Below are 18394 nucleotides of genomic sequence, written 5' to 3'. Positions count from 1 at the left end.
AATGAAAAATAAAAAGATAATTTTAGCATCTTTTATGGTTTTATGTATGCTTTTGGGAATTTTATATTTTAAAAATGAACCTAAATATATAGATGAAAATCTTTATCAAAGTCTATTAAGCCAAAATTTAATCCAAAAAGCTGTGATTGATAAAGACGAAATTTGGCTTAAGGCAGAAGGTGAAAATTACGTAATTATAAAAGATGGCATAGATATAAAAACACTTTTATCAAAAGTTCCCGTAGAGGTTAAAAAAGATAATACGCTTTGGGTGTTTTTTATTTTACTTGTTTTTATTATCGCACTTTTTATAAGTCTTGGCTATTTTGCTCGTAAAAAAGAGTTAACTAAATATCCAATATCAAATAAGAATCAAAATCACACTCAAGCTCAAAATTCAAATATAAATTTAGAAAGTTCTCATATAAAACCTGTGATTTCAAATATTACTTTTAATGATGTAGCAGGTGTTGATGAAGTTAAAATGGAGCTAAGCGAACTTGTGGATTTTTTACAAAATCCTAAAAAATATAAAGAATTTGGTGTAAAAATGCCAAAAGGTGTTTTAATGGTAGGCCCACCTGGTGTAGGAAAAACATTGATAGCAAAAGCAGTTGCAGGAGAAGCAGGGGTGCCATTTTTTTATCAAAGTGGTTCAAGTTTTGTTGAAATTTATGTAGGTATGGGTGCAAAAAGAGTTAGAGAGCTTTTTTCAAAAGCTAAAATGATGGCGCCTAGCATAGTTTTTATTGATGAAATAGATGCCGTAGGTAAGGCAAGAGGAGAAATGTCAAATGTTGAAAGAGATAGCACTTTAAATCAACTTTTAACTCAAATGGATGGTTTTGAGGACAATAGCGGGGTTATAGTTATAGCTGCGACAAATAAAATCGAACTTATGGATCCTGCTTTATTGCGTTCGGGGCGTTTTGATAGGAGAATTTTTTTATCTTTGCCTGATTTTAAGGATAGACTTAAAATTTTAGAAATTTATATGAAAGATAAAAACAATAATATCAATTTAAATAAAATCGCTAAAGCAAGCGTAGGTTTTAGTGGAGCAGGGCTTGAAACTTTGGTCAATGAAGCAGCAATTAATGCTTTAAGAAGAAATAGTGCTTTAGTTGAGGAAAGCGATTTTTATGCTGTATTAAATAAAGTTCTTTTAGGTAAGAAAAAGATTTTAAGTTTTAATAATGAAGAGAAGAAAATTCAAGCCACTTATCAAGCTGCAAAAGCTTTGAGTGCGTATTATTTTGACATAGGATTTGAAAAAATCACTCTCATTGAAGATCGTTTTAAAGAATATGAGCATAATATAAGATCAAAATCAGAGCTTATCAATCGTATAAAAGTTTATTTGGCTGGTTCTAGAGCCATGAGATTGATTTACAATGAAAGTTATACTAACTCGCAAGATGATTTTTTAAAGATTAAAGAATTGCTTGATTATATGTTGAGTTTTGATATGTTGAAAGAGTCAAATTTAAGTGAACAAAAAAAAGAAATGGATGAATTTTTAAATTCTATGAAGGATAAAATTTTAAAATTATCAGAGCTTTTGCTTGAAAAAGAAAAGATAGAATATGACGATGTTAAAGATATAATGCAGGTTTGATGATATGTTTAATCATCAAATTCTTTATATAAGATAGTTCCATTAAAATCTATAAGAATTTTTATATCGTTATCAAGTTTAATCTTATAATGGTTGATTTTTCTTTCAATTTCTCTAGCTTTTGTATTTGGAAATTCGTTTTTGATGATATTGGCTAAATTTTGAGGTAAAAAATCTAGATCAAAAGGAAAGGCTTTATTTTCAATTTCCTTCCAAGCTCCATCTATATCAAATTCAAGCTCTGTTCCATCGCTAAGATAGACTTCATAGGAATTTTTGTCTTTTTGCACGATCCCTATAGGCGCTTTGAAATTATGTTGTAAAAATTCTTTAGAAACATTTGGTAAATTATCAGCAGAAATTATTATATCAGCATTTAAAGATAAACTTAAAATAGTAATAATATTTAAAAATTTAATTTTCAATATTTTTCCTAAATTATTTTTTAGTAAAATTGTAAAGAATTTATGTGAATTTTATGTGAATTTTAAGACAATATTATAAAAAATAAAGGTTTTATATTTTGCTTACAATTTTTTTAATTTTTTTAAATATTTTATGTTATTTTTTGATTTCTTATGATTATTACAATATCCTTGGTTTGAATATTTTATTTTTTAATGGAGCTTATTGGCAGCTTTTAAGTTCAATGTTTTTACATGGAAATTTAACTCATCTTATATTAAATATGATAGTTTTGTTTCAATTTGGGCGTATGTTAGAAACTTATTTGGGTGCTTTGTGTTTTATTTTTATTTATTTTATTGGCGGATTGTTGTGCTCACTTTTAAGTGTTTTTTATGTGTATTTTGATTTTAAATATTTTGGAGAAAATATAAATGTCATAGGCGCTAGTGGTGCAATTTGTGTTTTAATAGGCTTTTATGCTGTTATTGATAAAAATAGCACAAAAGGACTTATAGTGGCAATTTTACTTATGAGTTTTGTGCCATTGCTTATGGGAGTAAATGTTGCTTGGTATGGTCATATTTTCGGGTTTATGTGTGGTTATATTTTAGCTAAAATAAAAGAGGTAAAATGAAAAAAATTTATATTATAAGACATGCAAAAGCAAGTAAGAGTGAAGACATCGATGATTTTGAAAGAAAACTTACTAAGAGTGGAAAGGAAGATTTAAAAAAACTTTTTAAAAATCTTGCTTCGCATGAAATTCATCCTGATTTGGTGCTATCGAGTCCTGCTGTTAGAACCGCTAAAACAGCGAAAAAAATAGCCAAATTTTATAATTTTGATAAAAATAGAATTTGTTTTGATGAAAGATTGTATCTTTGCAATGTTGAAAATTTGCTAAAAATTCTGCAAGATATTGATGATGAGTTTAATGAAGTATTTTTAGTGGGTCATAATCCTAGTTTAATGGAGCTTGGAGAGTTATTAAGTTCGCTATGTTTAGCTTCTTTTCCAACTTCTTCTATCTTGTGTTTAGAATTTGATATTAAGGAATTTAAAAATTTAAAAAAACATAGCGGAAAATTAGTTTTTTTTGAACATGTACGCAAGTTAAAAGAAGAAAAAGATCTGGGTTTTTAGTAAGGAGATTGACTCTTACTTCCAACCTTCTATATAATTTTTTAGTTTTCTTCCTACTTTAGGGTGTTTGAGTTTTTTTATAGCTGAGCTTTCTATTTGTCTCACTCTTTCTCGAGTGACATTAAGTTCCTTTCCAATTTCCTCTAAAGTTCTATCACTTTCATCATCCATTAAACCAAAACGCATACGAATTACCGCTTTTTCTCTATCGTTTAATTGATCTAAAACTTCATCAATTTGTTCTTTTAAATCATCCTTTAAGATATGATCCATTGGAGAAAGTGAATTTCTATCTTCAACAAAATCTCCAAATTTACCATCATCTTCATTTCCTATTGGAGCTTCAAGAGAAATTGGTTCTTTTGTGATTTTAATAACTTGTTTAACCTTATCTACGCTTAAACCTACTTCTTTAGCTATAACACTGACATCAGGTTCTTTTCCATCTTTTTGTAGATGTTCGCGGATAATTTTGTTAATTTGATTGATGGTTTCTATCATATGGATTGGAATTCTTATGGTTCTTGCTTGATCAGCTATAGCCCTTGAAATAGCTTGCCTGATCCACCAAGTTGCATAAGTGGAAAATTTATAACCCCTTTTGTATTCAAATTTATCCACAGCTTTCATCAAACCTATATTTCCTTCTTGGATAAGGTCTAAGAAAGGCAGACCACGATTTGTGTAGCGTTTAGCTATGCTTACAACAAGGCGCAAGTTTGATTTTGCCATTCTTCCTTTTGCTTCATCAGAGATTTTTTTACCGCGTTTAATTTGCTCCAAAATTTCTTTTAAGCGTGATTTTTCAAGATCAAAGCTTTTTTCACTGGCTTCTTTAGTTTGAAATAGTTTTTTAATTTCCATATAAGTGCTTACCATGGTTGTTTCTAAAGCTCGCTCTGTGATTTCTTCTTTGCTCAATTTTGTAATATCTTTTAAAATATCTGCATGGCGTTTTTTAAGTTCATCAGAAAACATAGGTAAGCGGTATTCTAAACGCTTAAGTTCTTTGTCAAATTCTTCATCACTTTTTAGTGCAGTTTCCATTGATTTTACGATTTCGCTAATAAGTTTTGAAGTAGGGCCTAGATCCATTAATTTTTCTTTTAAAATATTTTTTTTGAACGCAATGCTTAATTTATCTAAAAGTTCATCTCCGCTTTCTTTGTCTTTGGATGTTTTTAGCCAATCTTTTTTAGCTTTTTCTAGAGCTTTAAATTTTTCTATAACTTTTAAAGTTCTTTCATCTTCTTTTTTGCTGTTTTTTTTAGTATTTTCTTCATCTGATTCTAATTCTGTTTCGTTTTCTTCATCTTCATCTATATCAAGTTCATCAAGTTTATCATCACTTTTTTCTTCATCGTCAAAGCTTTTAAATAGTTCTTTTACCCTTCTTTCTCTGTTTATTAAAGGTTCTTTATAATCTAAAATAAAATCTATCAAATAAGGTACAGAACAAAAAGCATCAATGATAATATCTTCGCCAAGTTCTATTTTTTTGGAAATTTCAATTTCTTCATCTTTGTTTAATAAAGCAATTTGTCCCATTTCTCTTAAATACATACGAACAGGAGAGTCTGATCTGCTCCATTCTAATAAATCGTTTTCATTGGCTAAATCAAATTCGTTCTCAAGGCTTGTATCTTGGAGTTTTTGTTTTTCTTCTTGAAGTCTTTTTGCATCTTCTATGTTTTTCATTTGTGCAATTTCAGCTGCTGAAAAAAGTTGCACTTTGTGTTTTTTCATTAATGCTTGCACTTTTTTAGTGGTTGATGCACTTGGTTGTTTTGTAAGATATTTTACCAATTTTTCATATGTGATATAATCTTTTGCATTTTCTTGAAATAATTCTTCTAATTCAGCTTCTTGAGTTTTGGCGTTCATTGATTATCCTTGAAATTTATATAAGCTTTGGATTTTATCTAAAAATTGCTTAACTTTCTATATAAATCGGTTATTATGTTTATGATTTGAATATTTTTTCAAATTTTTCTAAAGCTCTGTTAAAATTATAATTTTTTCTTTTTAAGGTATAAAATTTACGCTTTAGGTCGATATTTTTTAATTTAATTTCATAAAGTGTTGAATTTTTTAATTCTTTTTCTATGCTTTTTTTGGAAAAAATAGAGATTGCTTTTTTTTGTAAAACAAGTTCTTTAATCGCAGCCATTCTATCAAGTTCAAGAAAAATATTAAGTTTTTTTGAGCTTGCACCAATTTCGTTTAAAAATTTATCCCTTAAGCCTGAGCCTACTTCTCTTAAAATCCACTTTTGTTCCAAAAGTTCATCGATATAAAATTCTTTTTCATTGAGTTTTTTATCACTTGTAGCTACTATAAGTTCATCATCTTGCCAAAAATTTATTTCTAAATTTTCATACTCCACTAAAGCTGGATCAAGTTCTGCTTCAATGATTGCAAATTCTATATTTCCGTTTTTTAGTAAATTTAAACATTCTTTTGAATTCTGCGTTTGAGAGCGAATTTCTATGTTTTTAAATTCTGCCTTAAAATCAAATAAAATAGGAGCTAAAAAATGTTCAGAAATGCTTTGAGTTGAGGCTATTTTTATTTCCCCTAAGAGCATACTTTCGTCGTTTAATTTTTCTAAGCTTTGGTAGTAGGCTTGTATAATTTTTAACCAATTTTTTCCTAGTTCTAAAGCTTTTGGTGTAGGTAAGAGTTTTTTTCCAAGTCTTTCAAATAAAATGCCATCAAATTTATTTTCTAAATTTTTAATTACTATTGAAACATTAGGTTGAGTTATGGAAAAATTGTTGGCTGTATGAGTTGGACTTTGAGTGTTTAAAAGATCTAAAAATATTTCCATATCTTTGATTTTCATGAGTGATTCCTTTATTTAATAAAAAAAATTTATTATAAAAATTAAAATAATATATTTCTATAATTTTAATAAAAAAAATATAATAACACAAAATTTACAAAAAGGAAAATAAATGAAAACAAGTTTTTTAGCACATAGCGTGGCTATAGTGCGATCAAATTTTAAGGGTTTGCTTTTTACTGCTTGTATAGTGATTTTTGCTATGTATCTTTCTAGTGTTCAAAGTATCAAAGATACCACTCATTTAGCAGCGACTGCTTTTGCTATTATCATAGGAGTGTTGCTTTCTCCTTGGTTTTTTAAATACCAACATCATTTTCAAGCCGGAGTGCATTTTAGTGCGAAAAAACTTTTAAGACTTGGCATTGTTTTATATGGTTTTAATATCACTTTAACTGAGCTTTTAAGCGTAGGATTGAAAGGATTTTTGCTTTCTGCTATAGTGATATTTTTTGTTTTTATTATTGCTTTATTTGTGGGAACGAAAATTTTTAAACTCGATAAAGAAACTTCTATGCTTGTTGGAGCTGGGAGTGCGATTTGCGGTGCGGCAGCGGTTTTAGCACTAGAGTCAAGTTTGAAAAGTGATCCTTTTAAGGGAATTTTAGCTGTAGGTACGGTGGTGATTTTTGGACTTGTATTTATGTTCTTATATCCCATAGTTTTTTCTTTAAATCTTTTTCCTTTTTTTGATCAAAATGCTATGGGTGTTTTTATGGGAGCTACGTTGCATGAGGTGGCAAATGTCGCAGGTGCTGCTGAAATGGCAAAGGATATGGCAGGATTTGAGCAAGGTGCTTCTAATGTTGCAGTGATTATAAAAATGATGAGAGTGATTTTACTTGTGCCTTTTTTGCTTATAGTGACTTATTTTTTCGCTAAAAATCAACATTCAAGCAGTGGAAAAACTGCAAAAAGTATCACTATACCTTATTTTGCTTTTGCATTTTTAGGCATGATAGTTTTAAATACTTATTTAGCAAGCAAAGAAAGTATTTTAGGTATTGCTACGAGTGATATCATCTCTTTAGGTAAAACACTTTGTACTTTATGTATCGTTTTTGCTATGGCAGCTTTAGGCTTGCAAATTGACTTTAAAAAATTTTTAAAAAGTGGCTCTAGGGTATTTGGCTTGGCTTTTGTTTTAGGGCTTGTTTTGATTTTTGGAGGATATTTTTTAACCTTAGCTTTTAAAGGTATACTTTGGTAATAAAAATTATTTTTTAGAAAATTTTTATTTTATTAATCAACTAAGAATATAATTTAATTCATTAATTAAATTTATTAAAAAGGAATAAAGATGAAAAAAATTCTTGCAAGTGTTTTAAGTTCTTGCTTGTTAGCTTCGGCTTTAAGTGCTGTATCTTTTAAAGAAGATAGTTTAAAGGTTTCTTTTGAAGGATATAAAACTAAAGATATGATAGGAACAAAAGGTGAATTTAAAAATGTAGAATATAAATTTTCTAAAAATATAAAGGATTTGGCAAGTTATCTTAAAGGCGCTAAAGCTACCATAGAGCCAAGCAATGCTTTTATGGGTGAAGGCAATGATATTATAACCAATAATATCACAAAAGTATTTTTCCCTGCTTTATTGGGAGATACGGATATTAAAGTTGTTTTTCAAGATGTGATTGCGGGTGAAAATAAAGGCGTTATTTCAGCAAAAATTACTATGGATAAAAAAAGTACTATTGTACCTTTAACTTATACCATCAAAGATAATAAATTTGAAGCTAAAGGACAACTTGATTTGCATACTTTTAAAAATGGTTCTAAAGCATTAAAAGCATTAAGCGATGTTGCTGCAGGACATGGTGGAATTTCTTGGCCTTTAGTGGATATCAGTTTTAATGCTGATTTAGCAGAATAAAAAGTAGCCTTAGGGCTACTTTAAAATACAATATCTTCTTAAATTATTTTCAAAAATTTCATAATCTTTTATATTTTCAAGTTCTTGATAAATTTCACTACCTTTCCATAAAATAAAAACTGTATTTTCATCTTTTAGATTTTTGCAAATTTCAAGTAAAGGCTTGACATCCATTAAGGCTCTTGAAGTGATGATATCAGCTTTAAAGGTATGCTTGTATTCTTGAACTTTTTCTTTGTAAATATGTAAATTTGGAAGTTCACATTCTATTTTTAATGTCCGCAAAAAGGCAGCTTTTTTGGGATTGGGTTCGAAAAGATGAAAATTGCTTTGCAGTAAAAAAGCTAAAAATACAGCTGGAAATCCTGCGCCACTTCCCATATCGGCAATATTTTTTGCTTTAGAAAAATCATAAAAATCTAAAATTTTAATACTATCAAAGATATTTTCATCTATATTTTTTAAATGAGTAAGATTGTGAATGCGGTTAAATTTAGATAATAATTCTTTATAAATTTTTACCTTTTCTTCAAAGTTTTTTAAATCGTAGTTTTGCAAAAAATCATAATCTTTAAAAATCATTTATTTAAGATGTCCCATTTGAGTTTGTTTTATGTTTAAATACTCTACATTAAAACGATTAGGTTCTATTAAAATCGGTATGCGTGTGATGATTTTTTCTTTGATAGAATCTAGCTTTTCAGGGTTATTTGTGAGTAAATTAACCTTAGAAATTTCATAGTGTTTGAGTATAAATTCTACAATTTCATAAGTTCTCTCATCGGCTTTAAAGCCAAGCTGATGATTTGCTTTAATCGTATCAAAACCTTTATCTTGTAAAGCATAAGCATTAACCTTGTTAAAAAGCCCTATACCCCTTCCTTCTTGTCTAAGATAAATCACCATTCCGCCATTCTTTTCTATATATTTTAGCGAAAATTCAAGCTGTTCTCCGCAGTCGCATTTTAAACTTCCTAAAGCATCTCCTGTTAAGCACTCTGAATGAATTCTTAGATTGAGTGTATCTTTTGGAGTGTTTTTAAATATGCATAAATGTTCTTTATCGTTCTCTTTGAAACTTTGCATTTGGAAATTTCCCCATTTGCTAGGTAAATTCGCAATTTCTGAAATTTTTATTTCCATTTACTACTCTCTATAATCAAATTTATGTTAAGATTTTAGCAAAAAAAGGACAAAAAAATGTTTAAAAGATTTAGAAGATTAAGGCTTAATGAAAACTTAAGATCTATGGTAAGGGAAAATTCTTTAAGTGTAAATGATTTGATTTATCCGCTTTTTGTGGTTAATGGAACGGGGATAAAAAAAGAAATTTCTTCTATGCCTGATGTGTTTCAAATGAGTTTAGATGAAATTTTAAAAGAGTGTCAAAATGTAGTTAATTTAGGCATTAAAGCCATTATACTTTTTGGTGTTTTAGAAAATGAGAAAAAAGACAGTTGTGGAAGCGATGCTTTAGATGATGAAGGGCTTGTTGCAAGAAGTATAAGAGAGATTAAGAAAAATTTTCCAGATCTTTTTATAATCAGTGATCTTTGTTTTTGTGAATACACAGATCACGGGCATTGTGGGATTATCGATCCAAAAACAAAAAGCGTAGATAATGATGCAACTTTAGAAATTTCAGCCAAGCAAGCCTTAGTTCATGCAAGAGCAGGGGTAGATATGGTAGCACCTAGTGGAATGATGGATGGTGTTATCACTACTTTGCGCAAAGCTTTAGATAAGGAAGGTTTTGAAAATTTGCCTATAATGGCGTATTCTACTAAATTTGCATCAAGTTATTATGGGCCATTTCGAGATGTAGCAGAGTCAGCTCCAAGTTATGGAGATAGAAAAAGCTATCAAATGGATTTTGCTAATGGTAAAGAAGCTTTAGAAGAAAGCTTGGAGGATGAAGCACAAGGAGCTGATATTTTAATGGTAAAACCTGCCCTTGCTTATCTTGATGTGGTTAAAGAAATATCCCTTCATTCTAACTTGCCTTTGTGTGTTTATAATGTAAGCGGAGAGTATGCTATGTTAAAGGCAGCTAAAAATGCAGGAGTGATTGATTATGAAAAAGTTTTGTATGAAACTATAATAGCTTTTAAAAGAGCAGGGGCAAAGCTTATCATCACTTATCATGCTAAAGAATTAGCTAAAACGTTAAAAGGAGAAAAATGAAACATTTTTTAACTTTAAGAGATTTTTCTAAGGAGGAAATTTTAAGCCTTGTAAATCATGCTAGCGAGCTTAAAAAAGAGCCTAAAAAACTTTTACAAGATAAAACTTTAGCAATGATTTTTGAGAAAAACTCTACAAGAACAAGAATGGCATTTGAATTAGCCATAACAGAGCTTGGCGGAAAGGCTTTGTTTTTAAGCAGCAATGATTTACAACTTAGTCGTGGTGAGCCTGTAAAGGATACAGCTAGGGTGATAGGGGCGATGGTTGATTTTGTGATGATGAGGGTCAATAAACATGAAACTTTACTCGAATTTGCAAGATATTCTAAAGCTCCTGTGATCAATGCTTTAAGCGAGCTTTATCATCCTACTCAGGTTTTAGGGGATTTGTTTACTATCAAAGAATGGAATAAAATGCAAAATGGTATAGCAAAAGTTGCTTTTATCGGAGATAGTAATAATATGTGCAATTCTTGGCTTATTGCGGCTGCGATTTTGGGCTTTGAAATTAGTATAGCTATGCCAAAAAACTATAAAATTAGCCCTGAAATTTGGGAATTTGCTATGAAACAGGCTTTGATTTCAGGAGCTAAAATTTCCTTAGGCCATGATAAATTTGAAGCCTTAAAGGATAAAGATGTAGTCATTACCGATACTTGGGTTTCCATGGGCGAAGAGAATGAAAAAGAACGCAAGATTAAAGAATTTGAAGGATTTATGATCGATGAAAAGGCTATGAGCGTTGCCAATAAAGACGCGATATTGCTTCATTGTTTGCCTGCTTATAGAGGTTATGAAGTGAGTGAAGAAATTTTTGAAAAACATGCAGATGTGATTTTTGAAGAAGCAAGAAATCGCCTTTATGTGGTAAAAGCCTTGCTTTGCTTTTTGGATAATCAGAGAGGAAGAGAATGAAAGAGCTAGAAAAGTATAGCACTTGCTTAAAACGCATTGATGAATTTAGTCAAAATCTAGGAATAAAGAAAAAAGATAGAACGATTTTTAAAATGAAGCAAAGCGAGAATGAAAACGAAAAATGTTTAGTTCTTGAAAATGGAAGTTTTGATTCTCCTGAGCCTTGGTTTGTGATCGATGAAAACGATGAAATTCACACTTTGCTTTCTTTGCAAAGTCTTAAGAATATACTTGAAAGTTTAAAACAAAGTCAAAAAGAGAATTTTGAATTGCGTTTAGAAAAGGCGATTTATCAACAAATTCCTGTAGATTTTAACGATGTTTGGACGGTTGCTATGGATGAGATCAAGCAAAAGGCGCAAAATGGCACCATGAAAGTTAGTATTGATCTTGAAAAATTAATTTCTAAAATCAAACAAGAGCATCCAAATTTATTTGTAGATATGCAAGCGATGATAGAAAGGGTAAACCAAAATGAGAGATTATAAAGCTTTTGTAAAATACTCTAAAGCAGGACCACGCTACACTTCTTATCCTACAGCAGTAGAGTTTAATGCAAATTTCAAATACGAAGAATATATAGAAATTTTAAAAAAGCAAGATAGATCTTTATCACTTTATTTTCATTTACCATTTTGTAGGAGTGCTTGTTATTTTTGTGGTTGCAATGTTATTTATACAGCCAAAGAAGAGAGTAAAGAAAGGTATTTAACTTATATTTTTAAAGAGCTTGATATTTTAAGTACTATTTTAGATACTAAAAGAGAAGTGGTGCAAATGCACTTTGGGGGCGGAACTCCAACTTTTTTTAGTGCTAAACAACTTCAAAATTTGATTTTAAAAATCAGATCTGTTTTTGGAAATTTTTCTAAAGATGTAGAGATTAGCTGTGAGATCGATCCGCGTTTTTTAAATGAGGAACAAGCCACAGTTTTAACGCAAAATGGCTTTAATCGTATCAGCTTTGGAGTGCAGGATTTTGATGAAAAAGTTCAAAAAGAAATTCATCGCATCCAGCCTTTTGAATTAACACAAAATGCTTTAAATCTTGTAAGAAATAAAGGCATAAAGTCTGTAAATATGGATTTAATTTATGGTTTGCCTTATCAAAATTTACAAAGCTTTACACAAACTTTAGAAAAAGTTATGCTTTTAAACCCTGATCGTTTGGCGATTTTTAATTACGCTCATGTGCCTTGGCTTAAGAAAAATATGAGAAAATTTGATGAAAATACCTTGCCAAGTCCTGATGTTAAGCTTGAAATTTTAGAATTTTGTGAGAAATTTTTAAGCAAAAATGGTTATAAAATGATAGGAATGGATCATTTTGCAAAAGAAAATGATGAGCTTTTTAAAGCTTTAGAAAATGGAACTTTGCATAGAAATTTCCAAGGTTATACTACCAAAGGCGGTGCTGATTTAGTCGGTATTGGGCTTACAAGTATAGGCGAAGGGCAAAGACATTATGCGCAAAATTTTAAAGATATGTCAAGTTATGAAGCTGCATTAGATAGAGGAGTTTTGCCTTTTGAAAGAGGCGTAGCTTTAAGCGATGATGATGAGCTTAGAAAAGCAGTGATTATGGAGTTAATGGCAAATTTTAAGCTTGATATCAAGTCAATAGAAAAAGAATTTTGCATTGATTTTCAGGAGTATTTTAAAGAGGATTTAAAAGCTTTAGAAGAATACAAAGATTTTATTAATTTTGATGAAAATTTTATCAAAGTCAATGAAACAGGCGTTTTGCTTATAAGAAATATTGCCATGTGTTTTGATGCTTATATGAAAAACATTAGTGAAGATAAAAAAGTATTCTCAAAAACGGTGTAAGATGAAATTTAGTCAAATAAGTGATGCTTGTGTTAAATGTGGCAAATGTATACCTGTTTGTACTATACACGAAGAAAATCGCGATGAAATTACTAGTCCAAGAGGATTTTTAGATCTTTTAGCTGCTTATAAAGAGGGAAGTCTAGAACTTGATAAAGAAGCTAAGAAAGTTTTTGAATCTTGTTTTTTATGCACCAATTGTGTTGAAGTATGTCCAAGTAAATTAAGAGTAGATAATGCCATAGAAGAAGTTCGTTATGGTATAGCTAAAAAATTTGGTATAGCTTGGTATAAAAAACTTATTTTTTTCTTTTTAAGAAGACGCAAAATTTTAGATTTGGTAGCTAAGCTTGGCTATGTGTTTCAAAGTTGTGCGTTTAAAATTCAAAATGAGAATGAAAATACAGGTATGAAGGCAAGATTTTCCATGCCTTTTGTTAAAAAGGGAAGATTGCTTACAAGTTTTAATAAAAAAAGTTTCTTAAATTCTAATCCAAAATTTATCAATAATGATGGAGAAAAAACAATAGGTTTTTTTGTAGGTTGTTTGGCGAATTATTTTTACATAGATACGGCTAATGCAGTGCTTAAAATCGCTAAGGAATTAAAAATCAATGTGGATTTGATGAAAGAACAAGTGTGTTGTGGAGCGCCGCAATTTTTTACGGGTGATTTTAAAAGTGTTGAAGTTTTGGCTAAAAAAAATATTGAGTATTTTGAAAAAAAATTAGAAAAATTAGATGCTATTATAGTTCCTGAGGCCACTTGTTCGGCTATGTTAAAGATAGATTATGAACATTTTTTTATAATGCAAAATGATTTAGACTGGGCAAAACGCGCAAAATGTGTGTCATCTAAGATATATATGGCTAGCGAGTATTTTTATAAATTTACTTCTTTAGAAGAAATTTTAAAAACAAAAAATAAAATTAATTATAGCATTACTTATCACGATCCTTGCCATGCAAGAAAAATGCAAGGGGTTTTTAAAGAGCCAAGAGAACTTTTAAAAACAAATTATCATTTTGTAGAAATGAGTAATTCTAATACTTGTTGCGGTTTTGGCGGGGTGGGTATGCAAACGGATTATTATGATAGAGCCTTAAGTGTAGGGCTTAAAAAAGCACAAATGATCGATGAAAGTAAGGCTAGTGTGGTAAGTGCCGAGTGTTCAGCTTGCAGAATGCAAATTTCAAATGCATTAGAACAAAATTCAAGCAAGGTTGTTTTTGCTAGTCCTTTAGAACTTATAGCAAAAGCTTTGTGATAATGAAGATAGTATTTAAAGGCAAAAGTTCTGAATATGAAATTCAAAGATCGTGCTTTTGTGTTGATGCTTTTGTGATTAAAGATAAGATTGAAGAACGAGATGGTGTTGATTTTATCACTTCAAATGTAGATCTTTTGGAATTTAGTGATGACAGTTTTACTTTTGAAGAAATTGTAAAACATTTTAATATTTGTGATAGTGAAGATATGATTATCGTTGAAGATTTTGACATGAAATCAAACAAAGATAATCAAAACCAAGAAGATGATATAGAACACAACATCTTAAAATCCGAAAAAATAATACATGAAAACACAAAACAAACAAGTATGCAATTTAAAAATTTAAAATTTTTTTCAAGAATTTTTAAAAATGAAAATTTTCTTTCTGATTTTAAAGAAAGTAAGCAAGAAGTTGTTACTATCAAAAAACATGAAAAACTTGAAATTTTTAAAAATTTATCTCAAGAAGATCAAGAAATTAGCTTTGTTAAAATTGAAATTTTAAATTATGATAGTAATGAAGATAGTTTAAGCTTTAATCTTGATATATTTCCAAGCGGTATGAGCTATAAGTACGGAATTTTAAAAGGCTCTATGCATATTATTTTACAAGGTAAAACTTCTAGTACGATGCTTTTTCCGTTTTTAAAAAGTATGATTTATAAAAATAAAAGCGAAAATTCAAGTGAAAAAATTTTTACTTTAATAATAAATCAGAAAAAACACTATAAGCTTATCGCAAATCTTTCTTAGTTTTATTTTATTATATTTTCTATATTAGAGCGATTTTTTTCAATTAAAGAGCGATTTTTTTGAGTTGTTTCTTTAAGATCGGCTATATCTTCTTTCATATTTTGTATGTTTTGGTTGAGTAATTTTATCTTTTTTTCATAGCGAGTAACGATGATAAAGACTACAAATAAAAATATAATAATCAAAAAAATAAATGCTAAAAATTCCATATTTTTCCTTTTTAAAACTAGATTTTGAAATATATCATTTAAATACTTCAAAAAACTTTTACGGGTTTTTTATTTTGTATTTTAGTTTTTTTATCTTTAAACTTATATATAAATTTTCAAAAAGTAACAAAAAAATATATAAAAAAATAATTAAAGATAATAAATATCTTATTTTTTTATGTTTATATTTTAATAAATATCTAAAAAGGATTTTAATATGGAAAAATCACTTTTATTTCATTTTAGACGCATTGGAGTTGAATTTATCATTTTTAGTGTTTATGCTGTTTTTAGTATCTCTTGGGCAGCAACAGGGTCTTTAATGCCTTTGATTTCAAATGATCTTGCCCTAAATACTCAGCAAGCTACTTTAATCACTAGTATGATAGTAGTTGCGAAAATTTTTGGTGCTTCATTTACTGCTTTTTTGGTTTATAAATTCGGATTAAAAAAGGGATATTTTTTAGGCTGTATTTTAATGAGTTCGGGTATCTTTTTAAGTTTTGTAGATAGTTATAGTGGTATTTTGATTATAAGATTTTTAACAGGGCTTGGTTCAGCTTGTGCTTTAGTTTGCTTAGTGCCTATTGCACAGCAATGGTTTGAAAAAAAGCTTTGCATTTTGTAATTAGTTTTAATATAACTTCAAATTTAGTAGGCATTACTCTAGGACTTATTTTAGCTGAAAGCATCTCAAATTATTTTGGAAATTGGAGAGATTCTTTATCATTTTATGCTTGGATTAATTTGATTTTATTGATTTTGTGGCTTTTTGTAGGTAAAGATGAGAATAAAAAAGAAGAAAAAAAGAATAATGCAAAAGATCTTATTTATGCTTTAAAATCTCGTGTTGCTTGGGGTATGATTATTTTTTACATAGGGCCTATTTTATTTTTAAATTCTCTTTTTACTTTTTTACCAACTTTTTATGCACAATATGCGAGTTTTAGTAAAGAATTAGCTGATTTTGCTAAAAAAGAAATTCCAGCTTTGGCTAATTTTGCTATTATTTTTGGTCCTTATCTTGGATTATTTTTTAAAAGAAAAAATATTTCTTTTAAAATAATGCTATTGTCTGGAGGAGCGTGTATTTTTATATGCGGATTTTGTATGTTATTTTTACAAAATTTAGTATTGATACAGATTTTTGCTGTGTTATCAGGCATTTTTTATTCTATGTGGTTTCCATTTTTCTTTAATCTACCTTCAGAACTAAAAAATTCCAATCCAAATCAAACTGCTTATATTATGAGTGCTTTTTGGAGTATTACCTTTGTTATACTATCATTTAACCTATGGGTAGTATCTTGGAGTGTTGATAAAACCCATAGTTTTACTTTGGGTTTTGTTTATATTTTTGCTTTGATTTTTATTTCAGCGATCTTAGCACAATTTGTTTTACCTAGAAGAGAAAATTTTATACAAGGAGAAAAATAGAATGAATTTAATTCCAGAAATACTAGACTTACAAGGCGAATTTGAAAAAATTCGTCATCAAATTCATGAAAATCCTGAGCTTGGTTTTGATGAATTATGTACTGCAAAATTAGTGGCGCAAAAATTAAAAGAATTTGGTTATGAGGTTTATGAGGAAATAGGAAAAACAGGCGTTGTGGGGGTTTTAAAAAAGGGGAATAGCGATAAAAAAATAGGACTTCGTGCAGATATGGATGCTTTGCCTTTGCAAGAATGCACAAATTTGCCTTATAAAAGCAAAAAAGAAAATGTAATGCATGCTTGCGGTCATGATGGACATACTACTTCTTTATTGCTTGCTGCAAAGTATTTAGCAAGTCAGAATTTTAATGGCACTCTAAATCTTTATTTTCAACCTGCTGAAGAGGGTTTGGGTGGTGCTAAGGCAATGATAGAAGATGGATTGTTTGAAAAATTTGATAGTGATTATGTTTTTGGATGGCACAATATGCCTTTTGGTAGCGATAAGAAATTTTATCTTAAAAAAGGTGCGATGATGGCTTCTTCGGATAGTTATAGCATTGAAGTTATTGGAAGAGGTGGTCATGGAAGTGCTCCAGAAAAGGCAAAAGATCCTATTTATGCTGCTTCTTTACTTGTTGTGGCTTTACAAAGCATAGTATCTCGCAATGTTGATCCCCAAAATTCAGCAGTTGTAAGCATAGGAGCTTTTAATGCAGGACATGCTTTTAATATCATTCCAGATATTGCAACGATTAAAATGAGTGTTAGAGCATTAGATAATGAAACTAGAAAGCTAACTGAAGAAAAAATTTATAAAATTTGTAAAGGTCTTGCACAGGCTAATGATATAGAGATTAAAATCAATAAAAATGTTGTTGCACCAGTGACTATGAATAACGATGAAGCTGTGGATTTTGCTAGTGAGGTTGCAAAAGAATTATTTGGCGAAAAAAATTGTGAATTTAATCATCGTCCTTTAATGGCAAGTGAGGATTTTGGATTTTTTTGCGAAATGAAAAAATGTGCCTATGCTTTTTTAGAAAATGAAAACGACATTTATTTACATAATTCTAGTTATGTTTTTAATGATAAGCTTTTAGCTAGGGCTGCAAGTTATTATGCGAAGCTAGCTTTAAAATACTTAAAATAAAAACTAATCTAGAATTTCAAGCACAATTTCTTCCTTTAAACCTTTGATTTGAATTTCTTTGAGTTTTAGGTTTGAAGGAAGGTTTGCTAAAAGCTCTTTATTGTTTTTTACTTGGTTTTTTGCACTTATGCAGAGTAAAATTCCCCTATAAGCTTTAGCAAAATGACTGATGACTTTACCATTTTTTACAAATTTATAAGTATAAAATTTCTTTTTTGGAGTATAAAATTTATCATAAAATCCTGCTCTAAGATCAAGTATTTCTTCATTTTCTAAGTATTCATCTAAGGCTTTACTAAAATGTTCTTTATAAAATTTCTCTATGGCAAAATTTCCTATTTTAGCCCCTTGCTTGAATTTATAAAAGGGTAGGGTATCACTAGCTCTTACAACGCCAAAAAGATTAGAAAATATAAGAGTATTTTCTAAAATATAAGCTTGACTTTTTTTATCTAGGATTTTAAAATTAAGATATTCATAACTTACCCCAGTATAAAGCAATATAGCTTCTTGAGTGGGAGCTTGTTTTAAGTCGTGTTTAAATTTATCAATTTCATTTTCATTTTTAATGCCAAAAAGTTCTTGTAAATTCTGTAAACTTGCGTTTTTGATAAATTCTTCATAATGCTTTAAAGTTTCCATTCTATAAGGAAATAATTCTTTAAATATAAATGAGTTTTCATTGATAGGATTTTTTGTACAATTTTCATTTTTGCTTTCACTAGAGGAGAATAAAATTTTCATTTTAGCCT

21 protein-coding genes are annotated in these 18394 nt (G+C 29.2%); 14 read left to right on the top strand and 7 right to left on the bottom strand.

From position 1 onward, the window contains the following. Window position 1 precedes the first annotated feature (1 nt). Window positions 2-1618 carry an ATP-dependent metallopeptidase FtsH/Yme1/Tma family protein gene (locus FBE96_RS04910; RefSeq protein WP_002868673.1) on the top strand — a complete coding sequence of 539 codons (1617 nt, stop codon included), beginning with the start codon at window positions 2-4 and terminating at the stop codon, window positions 1616-1618. Window positions 1619-1626: 8 nt separating this feature from the next. Here the strand turns inward: FBE96_RS04910 and FBE96_RS04905 are convergent, their stop codons facing one another. Continuing rightward, the gene (locus tag FBE96_RS04905) at window positions 1627-2043 is read right to left on the bottom strand and encodes a PepSY-like domain-containing protein (RefSeq protein ID WP_002853001.1); all 417 of its coding nucleotides are present in this window, start codon (window positions 2041-2043) and stop codon (window positions 1627-1629) included. 98 nt (window positions 2044-2141) lie between these two features. On the opposite strand from FBE96_RS04905, the gene FBE96_RS04900 reads away from it, so the two are divergent. Both FBE96_RS04900 and FBE96_RS04895 read left to right on the top strand, forming a co-directional pair. After that, on the top strand, window positions 2142-2660 hold the full coding sequence (locus FBE96_RS04900; protein ID WP_002868674.1) for a rhomboid family intramembrane serine protease: 519 nt from the start codon (window positions 2142-2144) through the stop codon (window positions 2658-2660). Beyond that, the gene (locus FBE96_RS04895) at window positions 2657-3169 is read left to right on the top strand and encodes a histidine phosphatase family protein (protein ID WP_002852934.1); all 513 of its coding nucleotides are present in this window, start codon (window positions 2657-2659) and stop codon (window positions 3167-3169) included. The genes FBE96_RS04900 and FBE96_RS04895 overlap by 4 nt, the downstream gene beginning before the upstream one ends. A 15-nt stretch (window positions 3170-3184) precedes the next feature. Here FBE96_RS04895 and rpoD read toward each other — a convergent pair whose 3' ends face one another. Beyond that, window positions 3185-5053: an RNA polymerase sigma factor RpoD gene (rpoD, locus tag FBE96_RS04890; RefSeq protein ID WP_002852997.1), complete on the bottom strand. Its 1869-nt coding sequence runs from the start codon at window positions 5051-5053 to the stop codon at window positions 3185-3187. A 79-nt stretch (window positions 5054-5132) separates the two neighbouring features. Next, window positions 5133-6014, bottom strand: coding sequence for a LysR family transcriptional regulator (locus FBE96_RS04885; protein ID WP_002855820.1), 882 nt, complete (start codon window positions 6012-6014; stop codon window positions 5133-5135). 112 nt (window positions 6015-6126) lie between these two features. Between FBE96_RS04885 and FBE96_RS04880 the strand changes: the two genes are divergently transcribed. Both FBE96_RS04880 and FBE96_RS04875 read left to right on the top strand, forming a co-directional pair. After that, a complete protein-coding gene (locus tag FBE96_RS04880; RefSeq protein ID WP_002871760.1) occupies window positions 6127-7224 on the top strand; it encodes a YeiH family protein in 1098 nt (365 codons plus the stop codon). Between the two features lie 90 nt (window positions 7225-7314). After that, a complete protein-coding gene (locus tag FBE96_RS04875) occupies window positions 7315-7887 on the top strand; it encodes a hypothetical protein (protein ID WP_002906362.1) in 573 nt (190 codons plus the stop codon). A 15-nt stretch (window positions 7888-7902) separates the two neighbouring features. Here the strand turns inward: FBE96_RS04875 and rsmG are convergent, their stop codons facing one another. Then, window positions 7903-8469: a 16S rRNA (guanine(527)-N(7))-methyltransferase RsmG gene (gene rsmG / locus FBE96_RS04870; protein WP_002871758.1), complete on the bottom strand. Its 567-nt coding sequence runs from the start codon at window positions 8467-8469 to the stop codon at window positions 7903-7905. Next, the gene (gene ribA / locus FBE96_RS04865; protein ID WP_002853056.1) at window positions 8470-9030 is read right to left on the bottom strand and encodes a GTP cyclohydrolase II; all 561 of its coding nucleotides are present in this window, start codon (window positions 9028-9030) and stop codon (window positions 8470-8472) included. A gap of 57 nt (window positions 9031-9087) precedes the next feature. Between ribA and hemB the strand changes: the two genes are divergently transcribed. From hemB to FBE96_RS04835, 6 genes are read left to right on the top strand one after another with little or no spacing between them, the layout of a single operon-like run. After that, window positions 9088-10071, top strand: a complete 984-nt coding sequence (hemB, locus tag FBE96_RS04860; protein WP_002871757.1) for a porphobilinogen synthase — start codon at window positions 9088-9090, stop codon at window positions 10069-10071. Further along, window positions 10068-10988 (top strand): ornithine carbamoyltransferase, encoded by a 921-nt coding sequence (gene argF / locus FBE96_RS04855; RefSeq protein ID WP_002871756.1) that lies wholly within the window; start codon window positions 10068-10070, stop codon window positions 10986-10988. The genes hemB and argF overlap by 4 nt, the downstream gene beginning before the upstream one ends. After that, on the top strand, window positions 10985-11476 hold the full coding sequence (locus FBE96_RS04850; RefSeq protein ID WP_002906365.1) for a DUF2603 domain-containing protein: 492 nt from the start codon (window positions 10985-10987) through the stop codon (window positions 11474-11476). The genes argF and FBE96_RS04850 overlap by 4 nt, the downstream gene beginning before the upstream one ends. Continuing rightward, complete coding sequence (hemN, locus tag FBE96_RS04845) at window positions 11463-12818, top strand: oxygen-independent coproporphyrinogen III oxidase (RefSeq protein ID WP_002871755.1); 1356 nt, start codon at window positions 11463-11465, stop codon at window positions 12816-12818. The genes FBE96_RS04850 and hemN overlap by 14 nt, the downstream gene beginning before the upstream one ends. A gap of 1 nt (window position 12819) precedes the next feature. Next, a complete protein-coding gene (locus FBE96_RS04840; protein WP_002906367.1) occupies window positions 12820-14085 on the top strand; it encodes a (Fe-S)-binding protein in 1266 nt (421 codons plus the stop codon). Continuing rightward, window positions 14082-14843 carry a DUF5416 family protein gene (locus FBE96_RS04835; RefSeq protein WP_019260251.1) on the top strand — a complete coding sequence of 254 codons (762 nt, stop codon included), beginning with the start codon at window positions 14082-14084 and terminating at the stop codon, window positions 14841-14843. The genes FBE96_RS04840 and FBE96_RS04835 overlap by 4 nt, the downstream gene beginning before the upstream one ends. A 2-nt stretch (window positions 14844-14845) precedes the next feature. On the opposite strand, the gene FBE96_RS04830 is transcribed toward FBE96_RS04835, so the two are convergent. Beyond that, window positions 14846-15052, bottom strand: coding sequence for a membrane protein (locus FBE96_RS04830; protein WP_002853356.1), 207 nt, complete (start codon window positions 15050-15052; stop codon window positions 14846-14848). A 217-nt stretch (window positions 15053-15269) separates the two neighbouring features. Between FBE96_RS04830 and FBE96_RS08705 the strand changes: the two genes are divergently transcribed. Genes FBE96_RS08705 through FBE96_RS04815 form a run of 3 tightly spaced genes read left to right on the top strand, consistent with a single transcriptional unit; the run spans window position 15270 to window position 17642 of the window. Beyond that, entirely contained in the window at window positions 15270-15680 is a 411-nt protein-coding gene (locus tag FBE96_RS08705) for an MFS transporter (RefSeq protein WP_021357866.1), read from the top strand. Continuing rightward, on the top strand, window positions 15668-16489 hold the full coding sequence (locus FBE96_RS04820; protein WP_072223326.1) for an MFS transporter: 822 nt from the start codon (window positions 15668-15670) through the stop codon (window positions 16487-16489). The genes FBE96_RS08705 and FBE96_RS04820 overlap by 13 nt, the downstream gene beginning before the upstream one ends. A 1-nt stretch (window position 16490) precedes the next feature. Next, window positions 16491-17642, top strand: coding sequence for a M20 aminoacylase family protein (locus FBE96_RS04815; protein ID WP_002860727.1), 1152 nt, complete (start codon window positions 16491-16493; stop codon window positions 17640-17642). Between the two features lie 3 nt (window positions 17643-17645). Here the strand turns inward: FBE96_RS04815 and yaaA are convergent, their stop codons facing one another. Beyond that, window positions 17646-18386, bottom strand: a complete 741-nt coding sequence (gene yaaA, locus FBE96_RS04810) for a peroxide stress protein YaaA (RefSeq protein WP_002871753.1) — start codon at window positions 18384-18386, stop codon at window positions 17646-17648. Window positions 18387-18394: the final 8 nt, after the last annotated feature.

Source organism: Campylobacter sp. CFSAN093241 (assembly GCF_012889595.1).
In the GTDB taxonomy this organism is placed as follows: domain Bacteria; phylum Campylobacterota; class Campylobacteria; order Campylobacterales; family Campylobacteraceae; genus Campylobacter_D; species Campylobacter_D jejuni.
Note: the sequence above shows the minus strand (reverse complement) of the source record. Positions and strands in the feature narration are given on the sequence as shown.

Bases quoted from the DNA above. Each gene is read 5' to 3' on its own strand.
- FBE96_RS04910 (WP_002868673.1), top strand. From the start codon at position 2: ATGAAAAATAAAAAGATAATTTTAGCATCTTTTATGGTTTTATGTATG.
- FBE96_RS04895 (WP_002852934.1), top strand. From the start codon at position 2,657: ATGAAAAAAATTTATATTATAAGACATGCAAAAGCAAGTAAGAGTGAA.
- rpoD (WP_002852997.1), bottom strand. From the start codon at position 5,053: ATGAACGCCAAAACTCAAGAAGCTGAATTAGAAGAATTATTTCAAGAA.
- FBE96_RS04885 (WP_002855820.1), bottom strand. From the start codon at position 6,014: ATGAAAATCAAAGATATGGAAATATTTTTAGATCTTTTAAACACTCAA.
- FBE96_RS04880 (WP_002871760.1), top strand. From the start codon at position 6,127: ATGAAAACAAGTTTTTTAGCACATAGCGTGGCTATAGTGCGATCAAAT.
- FBE96_RS04875 (WP_002906362.1), top strand. From the start codon at position 7,315: ATGAAAAAAATTCTTGCAAGTGTTTTAAGTTCTTGCTTGTTAGCTTCG.
- rsmG (WP_002871758.1), bottom strand. From the start codon at position 8,469: ATGATTTTTAAAGATTATGATTTTTTGCAAAACTACGATTTAAAAAAC.
- ribA (WP_002853056.1), bottom strand. From the start codon at position 9,030: ATGGAAATAAAAATTTCAGAAATTGCGAATTTACCTAGCAAATGGGGA.
- hemB (WP_002871757.1), top strand. From the start codon at position 9,088: ATGTTTAAAAGATTTAGAAGATTAAGGCTTAATGAAAACTTAAGATCT.
- argF (WP_002871756.1), top strand. From the start codon at position 10,068: ATGAAACATTTTTTAACTTTAAGAGATTTTTCTAAGGAGGAAATTTTA.
- FBE96_RS04850 (WP_002906365.1), top strand. From the start codon at position 10,985: ATGAAAGAGCTAGAAAAGTATAGCACTTGCTTAAAACGCATTGATGAA.
- hemN (WP_002871755.1), top strand. From the start codon at position 11,463: ATGAGAGATTATAAAGCTTTTGTAAAATACTCTAAAGCAGGACCACGC.
- FBE96_RS04840 (WP_002906367.1), top strand. From the start codon at position 12,820: ATGAAATTTAGTCAAATAAGTGATGCTTGTGTTAAATGTGGCAAATGT.
- FBE96_RS04830 (WP_002853356.1), bottom strand. From the start codon at position 15,052: ATGGAATTTTTAGCATTTATTTTTTTGATTATTATATTTTTATTTGTA.
- FBE96_RS08705 (WP_021357866.1), top strand. From the start codon at position 15,270: ATGGAAAAATCACTTTTATTTCATTTTAGACGCATTGGAGTTGAATTT.
- FBE96_RS04815 (WP_002860727.1), top strand. From the start codon at position 16,491: ATGAATTTAATTCCAGAAATACTAGACTTACAAGGCGAATTTGAAAAA.
- yaaA (WP_002871753.1), bottom strand. From the start codon at position 18,386: ATGAAAATTTTATTCTCCTCTAGTGAAAGCAAAAATGAAAATTGTACA.